Annotated in this window: 13 protein-coding genes and 1 riboswitch; of the genes, 1 reads left to right on the plus strand and 12 read right to left on the minus strand. The window is 31.8% G+C overall.

Features of this window, described 5'->3' with window-relative positions; all coding sequences use genetic code 11:
• The 6 genes from RR539_RS09095 to RR539_RS09120 form a co-directional block, all read right to left on the minus strand.
• The coding region (locus RR539_RS09095; RefSeq protein WP_332474670.1) for an ABC transporter ATP-binding protein at positions 1-1,578 on the minus strand (1,578 nt) is incomplete at its 3' end.
• A 183-nt stretch (positions 1,579-1,761) separates the two neighbouring features.
• Entirely contained in the window at positions 1,762-2,706 is a 945-nt protein-coding gene (locus RR539_RS09100; RefSeq protein WP_332500354.1) for a hypothetical protein, read from the minus strand.
• A gap of 174 nt (positions 2,707-2,880) precedes the next feature.
• Positions 2,881-3,744: a GNAT family N-acetyltransferase gene (locus tag RR539_RS09105; protein ID WP_332483471.1), complete on the minus strand. Its 864-nt coding sequence runs from the start codon at positions 3,742-3,744 to the stop codon at positions 2,881-2,883.
• A 184-nt stretch (positions 3,745-3,928) separates the two neighbouring features.
• Entirely contained in the window at positions 3,929-6,142 is a 2,214-nt protein-coding gene (gene katG / locus RR539_RS09110) for a catalase/peroxidase HPI (RefSeq protein ID WP_332474673.1), read from the minus strand.
• 269 nt (positions 6,143-6,411) lie between these two features.
• Complete coding sequence (locus RR539_RS09115; RefSeq protein WP_332483472.1) at positions 6,412-7,200, minus strand: hypothetical protein; 789 nt, start codon at positions 7,198-7,200, stop codon at positions 6,412-6,414.
• A gap of 131 nt (positions 7,201-7,331) precedes the next feature.
• Positions 7,332-7,414, minus strand: a riboswitch (cyclic di-GMP riboswitch).
• Positions 7,415-7,577: 163 nt separating this feature from the next.
• Positions 7,578-7,997 carry a hypothetical protein gene (locus RR539_RS09120; RefSeq protein WP_332483473.1) on the minus strand — a complete coding sequence of 140 codons (420 nt, stop codon included), beginning with the start codon at positions 7,995-7,997 and terminating at the stop codon, positions 7,578-7,580.
• 178 nt (positions 7,998-8,175) lie between these two features.
• On the opposite strand from RR539_RS09120, the gene RR539_RS09125 reads away from it, so the two are divergent.
• Positions 8,176-8,724: a DUF6143 family protein gene (locus RR539_RS09125; protein WP_332483474.1), complete on the plus strand. Its 549-nt coding sequence runs from the start codon at positions 8,176-8,178 to the stop codon at positions 8,722-8,724.
• Positions 8,725-8,802: 78 nt separating this feature from the next.
• On the opposite strand, the gene RR539_RS09130 is transcribed toward RR539_RS09125, so the two are convergent.
• The 6 genes from RR539_RS09130 to RR539_RS09155 all read right to left on the minus strand — a co-directional run.
• Positions 8,803-9,243, minus strand: coding sequence for an ASCH domain-containing protein (locus RR539_RS09130; protein ID WP_442878407.1), 441 nt, complete (start codon positions 9,241-9,243; stop codon positions 8,803-8,805).
• 8 nt (positions 9,244-9,251) lie between these two features.
• Positions 9,252-10,100, minus strand: coding sequence for an aldo/keto reductase (locus RR539_RS09135; protein ID WP_332500356.1), 849 nt, complete (start codon positions 10,098-10,100; stop codon positions 9,252-9,254).
• An 85-nt stretch (positions 10,101-10,185) separates the two neighbouring features.
• Entirely contained in the window at positions 10,186-10,905 is a 720-nt protein-coding gene (locus RR539_RS09140; protein WP_332500358.1) for an ABC transporter permease, read from the minus strand.
• Positions 10,899-11,828, minus strand: a complete 930-nt coding sequence (locus RR539_RS09145; RefSeq protein WP_332483478.1) for an ABC transporter ATP-binding protein — start codon at positions 11,826-11,828, stop codon at positions 10,899-10,901. Before RR539_RS09145 ends, RR539_RS09140 begins: the two co-directional genes overlap by 7 nt.
• A gap of 18 nt (positions 11,829-11,846) precedes the next feature.
• Positions 11,847-12,350, minus strand: a complete 504-nt coding sequence (locus RR539_RS09150) for a GNAT family N-acetyltransferase (protein WP_332483479.1) — start codon at positions 12,348-12,350, stop codon at positions 11,847-11,849.
• A gap of 301 nt (positions 12,351-12,651) precedes the next feature.
• A partial coding sequence (locus tag RR539_RS09155; protein ID WP_332500359.1) for an NAD(P)H-quinone oxidoreductase occupies positions 12,652-13,587 on the minus strand: 936 nt, incomplete at its 5' end.

Below are 13,587 nucleotides of genomic sequence, written 5' to 3' on the forward strand. Positions count from 1 at the left end.
TCTATGTGCAACGATTAGGTTTGTTCTATCCTTGCTAAGCTGCTCTAGTGATTCTTGTATATCCCTTTCTGTAACATTATCAAGGGCTGATGTAGCCTCGTCTAGTATCATTATAGGTGGGTTCTTTAGGAATATTCTAGCTATGGAAACTCTTTGCTTTTGTCCTCCTGATAGCTTAACTCCCTTTTCACCTATGTAGGTATTGTATCCATCAGGTAATTCCTCTATAAATTCGTGTATCTTAGCTTTTTTACATGCCTCAATAATTTCCTCTTCAGTTGCGTCTACCTTACCTAGTATAATGTTATCTCTAATAGTTCCTGTGAAAAGGAATACATCCTGAGCCACTACCCCTACGTTTTTACGAAGAGAATCTAGTGTTAGATCACGAATACTTTTATTATCTATTTTAATGTCTCCACTATCAAACTCAAAGAATCTAGGAATAAGATTACATAGGGTTGTTTTTCCTCCCCCTGATGGGCCTACAAGTGCAATTGTCTTACCTGCCTCAATTGATAGGCTTAGGTTATTTATAACTTCCTTGTTTCCCTCATATGTAAATGATACATTTTCAATATCTATATTACCCTTTACATCCTTAAGTTCTATAGGGTTATCACTTTCTTTTTCTGTTTCTTCACTTAATATCTCTAAGAATCTTTCAAATCCAGTCATCCCCTTTTGGTATTGCTCTGTAAAGTTAATTAGCTTTCTTATTGGCTGCATAAACATCTTTACATATAGTAGGTAGGCTACAAAGTCACCTATTGTTATTTTGCCTTCTAAAGTAAAGTATCCTGCAACAACTAAAACAACTAATTCTAGTATGTCCATTAAGAAGAACATTCCTGTAAAGTACTGTGACATAACCTTGTATGCCCCTTCACTGGCATGTCTAAATATATTATTAGCAGATTTAAACTTCTTTAATTCCTCATCCTGAGTACAGAAAGACTTAGATACCTTAATTCCTGAAATACTATTTTCAAGTGTAGCATTTACATCTCCTGTTTTCACTCTACTTTCCATAAATGCACTACTCATTTTCTTTCTTTGAAGTACTGCATAAAGTATAATAATCGGCACTATTGCAAACACAATAAGGGTAAGCTCTACATTGATTCCTATTAATATAAAGAATGAACCAATTAGCATTACTCCAGATATAAAAAGGTCCTCTGGTCCGTGGTGGGCAAGTTCTGTAACCTCCATAAGATCGTTAATAATTCTAGACATTATTACACCGATTTTATTATTGTTCATATAGGAACTCGGAAGCTTTTGCATATGGGTAAATACGTCATTTCTCATATCTGCCTGCATTCTAACTCCTACAACATGACCCCAATACTGCATAAAATAATTAAGCCCAGCTTTTAGTATAAATATAAGTACTAATGCTATACCAAATACAACAAGCATATTGCTATCCTTATTCGGTACAACCTCATTCATAATGTTTCTACTTATCATTGGATAAACCAAATCGCATAAAGCCACCATAAAAGCAGCTACTAAGTCTAATATTAATAACTTCTTATAGGGTTTATAGTATTTAATAAATTTCTTAAACATTGTTTCTACCTCTACTCTCTTTCTTTAGTATTCCCACACTTATTTTAACACAGTAAATATGTATAAATAATAAATTCACACTCCTATAAACTATGTAAACTAAGGTTTTATTTTATTACAAAAAAATAGTAGGGTTAACTAAACTCCTACTATTTTAACAAACATCACTCTAGTTCAAAATTCCTATTTAAGGGCTGCTTTTCTTATTTGATTAAGTTCCTCTGGGGTAAATAATCCTAAATTATATAACTTTAAAAACTCCTCTGATAATCCTACATCAAACAGTAGTAGGTCATCTGTGTTTATTGTTACATTAACCCCTTTATCGAATAGCTTTCTTATTGGATGCTTTGTAATGTCCTTAACTGAGCCTAGTATATTATTGCTACTTGGGCATATGTTTAGTCTAATATTTCTCTCTTTTATAAGGTCTATTAGATAGTCACTTGTTGCTGCTCCTATTCCATGTTGAAGCTCGTCTACCTCTAATAATTCTATTGCTGCCTTAACATGGTCTTCACATAAAAACTGTCCTGCGTGAACCTTAAGCTTAAGTCCCTTTTCCCTAGCATACTTATAGTATGGAGCTAATGTATTATACCCTTCTAGAGTTTCCTCTCCATAGGCATCAATATGCATAAAAACTCCACTTTCTATACTTGGAACTAGACACTCATCAAGTTCATTTTTAGGTGTAGTTATAGCCATACCAATCTCAGGTCTAAAATCTATTTCACTACTATATTTACTCTTAATATTAGCTATTGTTTTAAAAAAGTCATCTCTGTTTTCAAAGGCAAGAATGTCGTGACAATCAATGCTTGTCTCAAGAATGTTAACTCCATCCTCTATTGCTTCCTTAACAGCTGCTTCTACTAAGAACTCAACGTCCTTCCCTGTTTTAACCCTACTTGTAACCTCATTGAATATATAGCTGTTTAATTCAGCAACCCCATCCATTTTTTCTGGAGCCTTATTAGCGCTGCCCTTAGCCCACTTATTAAAAGTAGTAAATCTCATACCTGTACTACAGTGGTTATGTACATCCCCCTTAGTAGCACTTCTAATTTTAGAAAGGTTACCTTCCTTTAGTCCTTCTATAAATAGTGTATCTTCAACTGTATTCATATATATCCCCCTTCTATTAAAAGCTATTTTTAAGTCTTAATATAAAAAAATAGTAGCTACACAAACTAGCTACCCTATAATCTTTATTTAATTATATCAAAATACCCCTACTTCAACTATGAATTTCTATATAGAATTCTTAGGTGAAAAGTAAATTTAAAATAGTACAATTCTCTAATTAATTTCTATCCAGTATCCTATTCTATTAGATATTTCAAAGCCTCTTTTAAGGTAAATATTAAGTGCTACTGAATTCTTCTCTATTATTGTTAGTGTAACCTTATCTGCATTAGCCTCATTTAATTTATGTATAGCTGTTTCTAGAAGCCTCTTCCCGTAGCCCTTACCCCTATATTCTTTACATAAACCTATGTCGAAACTTCCTACACCATCTTCTATTTCAGTTTTAAGAAATCCTATAGTATTTCTATTCTCCACAACTAAATAGTATTTATTTGAGTCATTGTTACTTAAACACTTCTCAACATCCTCTAATTCATAGAATGAACCATGTGGCATATCACTAAATGATCTATTATAAACATCTAGATACTCTATCCTATTCTCCTGTGATAATTCTACTAATTCAAATGGTAAATATCTAATTTCCCTATTCTTTAGCTCCATATTATATGAACTATAACTTTCCCTATATCCAAGTTTATTAGCTATTTTAAGCATTTCTTCATCCCTAATTCCAATAAGAATATTAGTACTCCCCTTTTCCCTAGCTAGATTAATTCCAGCTTTTATTAGCTTGTCTACTACCAATAACTTATTCTTTAAGTCACTATTTATAGATAGAAAGTGGATATAGGATGTGCCTATGTTTTTAACACATTCTAAAACCACCCTAACAGAGCCACATACCATACTTTCTTCAAAATAATATAATACTCCCTCACCAAAGTTATAAACCTTATTATTAAATCCCTCTTTAATATCTTCTATACTCTTATTAGACCTATCAATCCTATTAATATAAAGCTGTACCTGCTCTATTTCATATTCATTTAAGTCTAGGAACCTTTTAATCATAGTTTACCTCCAATATTATACACTTTACACCTATTAGAATAATTGTATATTAAAAGGAGTTTAACTTCTATAGTTGCCCACATTATTTAACCAATACCAAATAACACTTAATAAAACTCATAATAAAAGGAGTATACGATCTATAAAAATCCTATACTCCAATTTTTTTATAACTTTAGGCTAATTATTTTTCCTTTGCTACCTCATCTTTAACATCATATCTATCTGCATTCATTACCTTATTCCATGCTGATATAAAGTCTTGAATAAACTTCTCCTCATTTCCCTTAGATGCATAAACCTCTGCTACTGCTCTAAGTTGTGAGTTATATCCAAATACTAAATCCACCTTTGATGCTGTCCACTTTTTAGCACCTGATTCTCTATCAAATCCTATATATCTACTATTGGAGTCAGGTATTGGCTTCCAAATTGTATCCATATCAAGTAGATTTACAAAGAAATCATTAGTTAGGCATTCCTGATTTTTAGTGAATACACCATCCATTGACTGTTTGTAGTTAGTATTTAGCATACGCATTCCACCTAATAAAACAGTCATTTCAGGCACTGTTAATGTTAATAGCTGAGCCTTATCAATTAACATTTTATCTGAATACTCTCCATAGTTATCCTTAACATAATTTCTAAAAGGATCTGACTTAGTCTCAAGATAACTAAATGAATGTATATCTGTCTCAGCTTGGGTTGCATCTCCTCTACCTGGTGTAAATGGAACCGTTACTGTATATCCAGCGTTTTTAGCTGCCTTTTCAATTCCAACACATCCAGCTAAAACAATAATATCTGCTAGAGAAATATGTCTTCCCTTTGAAGCCTTGTTATATTTAGCTTGAACCTTTTCTAGTGCATCTAAAACCCTACCTAGTCTTTCAGGTTCATTAACTTCCCATCTTATTTGTGGAAGCAGTCTAACCCTTGCTCCATTTGCTCCTCCACGCTTATCAGAAACACGGAATGATGAAGCTGATGCCCATGCAACTGTCACAAGATCTGATATTGATAACCCTGAATCTGAAATATCCTTTTTAAGTTCTGAAATATTTTTTTTAGGAATAGTTTTATAGTCAACCTTTGGAACTGGGTCTTGCCATATGAACTGTTCCTTTGGAACTTCAGGTCCCATGTATCTTGAAATTGGACCCATATCTCTATGTGTTAACTTAAACCAAGCCTTAGCAAAGCTATCCTTAAACTTTTGTGGATTATCTAAATAATTCTGAGCAATTTCCTTATACTTAGGGTCTGCAATAAGGGATAAATCTGTTGTTAACATCATAGGTCTATGTTTTATTTTTGGATTAAATGCATCAACAACCATATCCTCTTCATCTGGATTAACAGCTAGCCATTGATATGCACCTGCAGGACTTTTTACAAGCTCCCATCTATACTTAAGAAGAGTCTTTAAATAACCCATAGTCCAGCGTATAGGGTCTGCCTTCCAAGCCCCCTCAATACCACTACTTATAGTATCTGGTCCCTTACCTGTTTTGTAGCTATTGTGCCATCCAAGATTTTGCTCCTCTATAGGTGCAGCTTCTGGTGCTGGTCCAACATATTTTGGAGATGCGGCTCCATGACACTTACCAAAAGTATGTCCTCCTGCAATAAGTGCAACTGTTTCCTCGTCGTTCATTGCCATACGAGTAAATGTTGTTCTTACATCTTTAACTGCAAGTATGGGATCTGGCACACCATCTGGTCCCTCAGGATTAACGTATATTAGTCCCATTTGTACAGCAGCAAGAGGGTTTTCAAGTTCTCTATCTGGCTTATCACGATCCTCATCTGAAAGCCACTGTTTCTCACTTCCCCAGTATACCTCCTCCTGAGGTTGCCATACATCTGCCCTTCCTCCACCAAAACCTATTGTTTTAAGTCCCATAGATTCAAGTGCACAGTTCCCTGTTAGAATAAAAAGATCTGCCCATGATATTTTATTTCCATACTTTTTCTTAATAGGCCACAAAAGACGTCTTGCCTTATCTAGGTTAATATTGTCTGGCCAGCTATTTAAAGGTGCAAAACGTTGAAGTCCTTGTCCTCCCCCTCCTCTTCCGTCACCAACTCTATAAGTCCCTGCACTATGCCATGCCATACGAATAAAGAATGGTCCATAATGTCCAAAGTCAGCAGGCCACCATTCTTTAGAGTCTGTCATTAACTTGTACAGGTCTTCCTTTAGTCCATAATAGTCAAGTTTATTAAACTCCTTATCATAGTCAAACCCTTTAGACATAGGATCGCTTAACTCTGAGTTTTGACGTAGAATGTTAAGATTTAACTGATTCGGCCACCAAAACTCATTAGTAGGAGCTTTACCATCCCACTCTTTGCTGGACCTTCCTGTCACTGGGCACTTCCCATGCATCATAATAATATCCCCCTTTCCCATCCTAGACACTATTCCCTACCCCCTTATGTAAAAGAAGATATAATGCCCCTTATTATATAAATACTATTACAATAAATTATATAAATATTTATCCCCTACTATGAGTAATTTTCCAAATTATTTCAGTAAATTTTACAAACTAGCTCAAAACATCTTTATTTTTATAAAATATCTATAACCAAACACAAAAAGAGGTTATCACAAAATATTATCTATTTTGAGACAACCTCTACTTATACTAATTAATATTATTTTACTATTGGAATCCTAACTGTTATTGGAACCTTTGAATTTGAAGCATTTCCTTCAATCTTAAATTCAAAATGTGTTCTCCATGATTCTACACCATTCATAGCTTGGACTCTCATTTTAACTTGATTTGGCTTAAGTGCATTACAGTATGCTACTGGATTAATACCTCTTATACCACTTGTATTAATTATACTTTGTCTAATATAGCTACCAAAGCATATAGTATTAAATTTAGCATTTTCAATATTCATTACTAAATCAAATCCTTGATTAAGCTGTGCTCTTGTTACACCCTTATCAACGTTTGTAGTGATTCTTGGTGTTCCAACACTTACTAGGTCATTAACAACCCCAATAGTTAGAGTTCTAGGCTTTCCATCAGTAAATACTGAACCATTAATGTTTATTACCCAATCACCTAGATACTTAATTCCCTGGTTAGCCCAGTTAACATTAATTGAAAAATAGTCTTTGCTAAAATGAACTCCCTCTGAAATAGAGATATCGTAGTTTTGAGTTAAAGCATCACTGAAAACATAAGGATCTGTTGTTGTTAACTTTACTCCACTTGGCAAAAATACGTTAAAGTTAATTACTCCATCGCCTTTTACCATATCACTGTATCTAACAGTTGATACCTGTGACTTAAGGTCTCTTACACTTTCCTTTGCCACCACTGATTTTGATTGAGCTGCCATAGCAGTCGTTGGTAGAATAGCTGTAAGCGAAAATATGCTTACTCCACATACTCCTGCCACTACAAACTTCTTAAATGATTTGTTCATGATTAGATTCCTCCTAATTTATAAATAAAATTATAAAATAGATAGGACGCAAAAGCTTACCCATATAAATTGAGTAAACCGAATAAGGATATAAACAAAAAGTTTATTTCCTCCGTAAAAGTCTAAAGACTTTTAGCAACTGGCTGGTATAGCATATGCCTTAACCCCTATAGCTTTGCGTCACAAGATTTCCCTTGCTTTGCCTATTCATTTTATAGATAAAGTTTAAATTAATTATTGATATTTTGCAATAACTTTTTTCTACTAATAAGCAATTAATACTGTATATTCTAATTTTTTAATTTTTTACATAGTGATTTTAGGAGGTTAAAACTCAACAAGGTTAATCCAAAAAACTGAATTAACCTTGTAAAATATTATTTATTTAACTCTTTATAAACTATAACCTGTAATGCTTTAATTTCATCTTCAGAAAACTTACTTTGAACCTCATTTAAAACATATGCCTTAGACATAGTCCCTTCTTGAAGTCCTACTCTAATATCGTTAAGTTTAGTAAGGCCTACCTTTTTAATTAAAACCTTAGTAGCCTCTTCCTTAGTAGTAAAAGGTAGCTTGCTGCCATCAACATTGCTAGCCCCTTCTACAAATGACTTTAATTCAGGATCACTTTCAACAGCCTTCTTTACCTTTTTTATGTCACCACTTTTTTCTAGTTCATTATACATAGTATTAACTAACTTATCTGATGCAACCTTAGTACCAAAGTGGTAAACTCCATACCCAGCTGCTCCTAATACTATTAATATAACAACTAAAAACTTAATAAATCTCATACCTTATACCCCCTTATTTATTAAATTAAATTATACTACAAAAAATCTAGTAGCTTACACCCTTTTAATACCTTTACTATATGTATTATCTACATTTATGTAGCATTTATATATACCTTGAATATTATAAAGCAATAAAAAGCATTCCTTTTATAAATTGTAATAGTAGGTGATATTAATGAAGTATTACAATAATTCAAAGCCAGTAGAAGTATCTATAGAATATCCACTCTATGAATCACAAAAAGGAGATTATTTTATTGGTCAAACCCCTATTTTAAGTGGAGGAAATCAACACGCATTAGCTCTACTTAAAAATCCACAAAACTCTAATAAAATCATATACCTAAACGCAATAACCCTAACTAATATTTCAGCTGTAGACTTATCTGCTGAATTTTATTTAAGGTCAAATATTTATAACCCAGTACCTAGCAGCCTAGTTAGCTGCGTAAATACTGCTATATATCCTGAACCACTTCCTAATGGACAGGTTCAGTATATAAATTCTCCTACCTCACCTCCAGATGATGGAGTTTCAATTTTCAGCAGAATAGTTCCAAATTCTTCTACATTAGTTGTTGATGGTGGACAAATTATACTTGCCCCTGGACAATCCATAGCTGTTTATATTGGAGGGTTTTCACCTATAACATTTAGTAGTATAAGATTTGCCTTTGGATGGTGGGAAGAAAAAATCCATTGCTGTAATACCCCATGTAGATAATTTAATTAATATACTATGTTTTTATAACTAATATGCCTAGGGCTTAAATCCCTAGGCATATTAACTTTATAAATCCTATTACTTATATACTACCTTAAACTCTTCACATACAACCTTCATATTATCAGTAAACTCCTTACCTACCTCTAACATACATTGACTAAAGAATTTATCATGCACACTTCTCCAATACTGAAGGGACTTATCCCCTTCCCCCTCTTTGTATGCATGTTCCTCACTAATATTCTTAAACTCCTCAATATATACTTTAGTAATCTCAATAATGCAGATTGCATTTTCATTAGAATCTAGAATTATATGATATGACCCTGTCTTAGGTAGGGGGTGGCTTTCCGTTTCATATAGAAGGTATAACGAAGAAGTTGCTGTTTTTTCACCTTTTAATACTAGACTAGCTAACAAATCTGCATCAACTCCAAAGCCCCATGCCTCATACCCATCTTCCAAATTAGGATTAGCTAATTTAAACAAATTCCACATCTGATTAGCATTCACCATAACCCCTCCTATCTTTTGTTAAAAATCTCTGGATCCTGATAAACCCTATCAGGGTCTGACCCTATTCTAAATTCACTATTTAAAAGACATATTCTCTCCATATCATTACCGGATATCTCAAAGTCAAATATATTACTATTTTCCTTAATTCTTTCTGGGTTAATAGACTTTGGTATAGTAACTACACCCATTTGAAGATCCCATCTTAAAACAATTTGAGGTATTGATTTCTTATATTTTATAGCAAGCTCTTTTAGTAGCTCTATTTCAAACACCTTCCCCCTCATTAATGGAGACCAGGCTTCTAACTGAATACTGTTATCCCTACAAAACACCATTAAGTCATTCTGTATTAACTGGGGGTGAAACTCTATTTGATTAACCATTGGCTTTACTTTACAGTTTTCCATTATATCCTTTAAATGTTCTACCTTAAAATTACTAACACCAATAGCCTTAACTTTCCCTTCACTATATAGCTTTTCAAGTGCCATCCAAGTCTCTCTATGTAAAGGGTGAGGCCAGTGAATTAAATATAAATCAAGATACTCTACCTCTAGCTTTTTTAATGACATATCAAAGGCTTTTAAAGTACTTTCATACCCCTGATCAGAATTCCATACCTTACTAACAAGGAAAATATCTTCCCTAGGAATGCCACTTTCCCTGATAGCCTGTCCTACTCCTTCCTCATTATCATAATAAGAAGCAGTATCTATATGACGGTAACCATTTTTCAAAGCCTCCCTAACAGAGTCAACAACTAGGCTTCCCTTTTCAACCTTATATGTACCAAACCCAAACCAAGGCATTTTAATTCCGTTACTTAGTGTGGTAACACTATTTATATCCCTCATTTTATTAACCCCATTTCATTTTTTATTATATATTACACCCATATTGAATACTATTATTTTCAATAAAAGTATTAATCCTTATTCTCTATGTATCGTTATTGCAAAATTTTTTATAGGTTAAAAATAATCCTACCAAAAATGACGAAATTAAAACAGTGCTTCCTAATGTATAGTTAACATATGTCCTTCCCACGTCGCTAGGGCTAAATATAACAGGTATACTCCAAGGAAAAATTATATTAACAGATGTATTTACTATTACAATATTAAGAAAACATACTGCCATTAAACCAATAACAGGGGTTACAATTCCTTTGGACTTTATTGCTACAAAAACCATTATAGGAATTAATAAAAAATGCATTATAACCATTTTTATATAAACAAATACCATACTTATAAGCAGTTGCTTATCCATTATCCCCTTATCAAAAGTAAGTCCAAATAATATTAAAAGCAATAAAACACTTAAAAATGATACTAATATGAGTATAAATATAAACATATATTTTACTAGCATTAATTTTGATCTTTTAATTGGATATGTAAACAATACGTCTATATTTTTACCCTGATATTCACTACCAAATATATAAATACCTAGGAAACCAAATACAAATGGTGCTGCTATAAAATTTTCAAATGTAGTTATAGTTACAAAAAACTCATACCAGTCAAAAACATACTTTGGATTCACATGATATATAAATGTCACAAGAATTACAGGAATAATTAAAACTAGCAAACAGTACTTAATATTAGATTTTTTCAATTTTATTATTTCAGCTAAAATCAATCTTACCATTTTTCCCCTCCTGTGATCCTTAAAAAGTAATCTTCTAAATTTTCACTAACCATATAGATTTCAGAAACTTTAGTATTACTCTTTATAAGTAAATTATTAATTTGGTAACTGCATACCCCGGCTTTTTTAATATCCAACACCTGTAAACTATCATCATGAAGCTCTAATCTTAAATTAGGCCACTCCTTTTCAATTATATTTTTACATTTACAATTATCCTCTGTTTTAATAACCAGGTAACTTCTTAACTTACTCTCTAATTTATCCATTTCAATTTCTTCAATTATTGTTCCATTATTAATAATTCCTATTTTGTCAGCTAAAATTTGTATCTCACTTAAGATATGACTTGATATTATTACAGTAATATTTTCTTTATAGGCTATATCTTTTATAAACTCTCTAAATTCTTTTATTCCCTTTGGATCAAGTCCATTTGTAGGTTCATCTAATATTAATATTTCTGGTGAATGCATTAATGCTCTTGCGATCCCTAATCTTTGTTTCATGCCTAAAGAAAATTCTTTTACTTTTTTAAACTTTGCATCTCCTATTCTAAGTAAATTTAAATACTTATCCATTAAACCTTCACTAAAATTCATCCCCGAGTAAATCATATGAAGCTTCATATTATCATAAGCTGTTAAATTTTCATAAAATATCGGATATTCAATTACCGATCCTATTTTATCTAAATATCCAATATCGCCTTTTTTCACTTTGTTTCCTAATATCTCAATATGTCCCCTGGAATAATTCAAAAGTCCCATTATAATCTTAATAGTTGTAGTTTTCCCTGCACCATTTTTCCCTAAGAATCCGTATATTTGACCCTTATTTACATTAATATTTATATTATTTAACACCTCTTGGTTAGTATACGTTTTACAAACATCTACCACCCTTAATACATAGCTATCCAATATTTCTCCCCCCTTTATCTATAATCTATATTTATACAGATATTCATTTTCTTCTTTATCAAAAATAGTGGCTAATAATTTACCTTTATTCTTTTCAATAATTTTCTTAGAAGCTGTATTATTTATATTGCAGAGTAAAATTACATCCTCTATCCCTATCTTTATAGCTTCTTTTAATGCTAATTTTAAAATATGATAACCATAACCTCTATTCCTGCAATTTGGTGATATATCATATCCTATATGACCAGCATATTCTACTTCCTCATGTCTAATTCTCACTACTCCAACAATTTCTTCTTTATCAATTAGCCAAAATGTAGAAGTTCTAACATACCCTTTAGGTAAGTCATTTCCAGATGAGTACTCAACTAATTCCCTTAAATACTCTTCAAAACTTTCTAATGCTTTTTCATACTTATTAAAATAATATTTATCATTTATTTCTTTGTATGCTAAAACATAATTTTCAAAGCTCTTTTCATATTTTTTATTAGGCTCAACTAAATATAAATCTTCCATAACTTAAGCTCCATTTCTTAAATAAATCATCAAATTTATTATACCATATTTTGTAAATACAAACTTGCTTATGGTATGGTATCTTATCTATAAAACTCATTTATCTCATTAGAAATATTTGCACTATATATGAAAATTGCTTTGATATCATTTTTCTTTACTCCTCATCTTCATATAAAATATAAAAACTCTTACCTGTATATAAAAATACAAATAAGAGTTTCACTAAACTAATCTTTTATAATTGAAGTTGTTTATTCTTTCTCAAAACTAAGATATACTGCCTAATCTTCATTGTCTATTACTCACACACATTAATTATGATTTTTCCTATATTATGATTACCTTCCATATATAAATGTGCTTTTCCAATGTCATCTAAAGAAAACTTAGTATCTATAATCGGTTTTATTTTTTTACTTTCAAAGTAGGGTATTATATTTTCAGAAAACTCCTTTGTTAAAAGAGCTTTATATTCACTACTTCTAGGGGTTAATAAAGTTCCTGTAAATTGAATACACTTTGACATAATTGATAGTAAATTTACTTTTTCAACCTCTGCTCCACCTAGTATACCAATAAGAACCCATCTTCCTTCTTTTTTAATACTAGCTAAATTTTTATTCCAATAATCAGCTCCAACAAAATCTAAAATTAAATCTACACCTTTACCATTTGTTGCTTTTAAAACTTCTTCATCAAATGATTTCTCTTTATAATTTATAAGAACATCTGCTCCAAGTTCCCTACAAAAATCTAGTTTTCTTTTAGAACCAGCAGTAACAATAACTTTTGCATCACTAATATGTTTTGCTAATTGAATTGCTGCTGTTCCAACACCACTTGCACCTGCATGAATTAAAACAGTTTCATTTTTTTTAAGTTTACCAAGCCAAAATAATGTCTGATAAGCAGTTAAAAACACTTCTGGAATCGCAGCTGCTTCATCAAATGATAAAGAATCAGGAACTTTTATAGCTCTATCTGATGGCATTACAGCGAATTCAGCATAACCTCCACCATTAACTAATCCCATTACTCTATCTCCTATAGAAAAAGAGCTTTTACCACTTATTTCAGTAACTACTCCTGAAATCTCCACTCCTAAAATAGGATTTTCAAGATAACCTACTTTTCCTTCTCTTGTTATAATATCTGTACGATTAACTGCTGCAGAATGTACTTTTATAAGTAATTCTCCTTCTTTTAATTTAGGTATATTCATATCAACAACCTC

It is taken from the genome of Clostridium sp., from assembly GCF_036639235.1.
GTDB lineage: Bacteria > Bacillota > Clostridia > Clostridiales > Caloramatoraceae > Clostridium_AB.

Bases quoted from the DNA above. Each gene is read 5' to 3' on its own strand.
- RR539_RS09100 (WP_332500354.1), bottom strand. From the start codon at position 2,706: ATGAATACAGTTGAAGATACACTATTTATAGAAGGACTAAAGGAAGGT.
- RR539_RS09115 (WP_332483472.1), bottom strand. From the start codon at position 7,200: ATGAACAAATCATTTAAGAAGTTTGTAGTGGCAGGAGTATGTGGAGTA.
- RR539_RS09130 (WP_442878407.1), bottom strand. From the start codon at position 9,243: ATGGTGAATGCTAATCAGATGTGGAATTTGTTTAAATTAGCTAATCCT.
- RR539_RS09135 (WP_332500356.1), bottom strand. From the start codon at position 10,100: ATGAGGGATATAAATAGTGTTACCACACTAAGTAACGGAATTAAAATG.
- RR539_RS09140 (WP_332500358.1), bottom strand. From the start codon at position 10,905: ATGGTAAGATTGATTTTAGCTGAAATAATAAAATTGAAAAAATCTAAT.
- RR539_RS09125 (WP_332483474.1), top strand. From the start codon at position 8,176: ATGAAGTATTACAATAATTCAAAGCCAGTAGAAGTATCTATAGAATAT.
- RR539_RS09150 (WP_332483479.1), bottom strand. From the start codon at position 12,350: ATGGAAGATTTATATTTAGTTGAGCCTAATAAAAAATATGAAAAGAGC.
- katG (WP_332474673.1), bottom strand. From the start codon at position 6,142: ATGATGCATGGGAAGTGCCCAGTGACAGGAAGGTCCAGCAAAGAGTGG.
- RR539_RS09120 (WP_332483473.1), bottom strand. From the start codon at position 7,997: ATGAGATTTATTAAGTTTTTAGTTGTTATATTAATAGTATTAGGAGCA.
- RR539_RS09105 (WP_332483471.1), bottom strand. From the start codon at position 3,744: ATGATTAAAAGGTTCCTAGACTTAAATGAATATGAAATAGAGCAGGTA.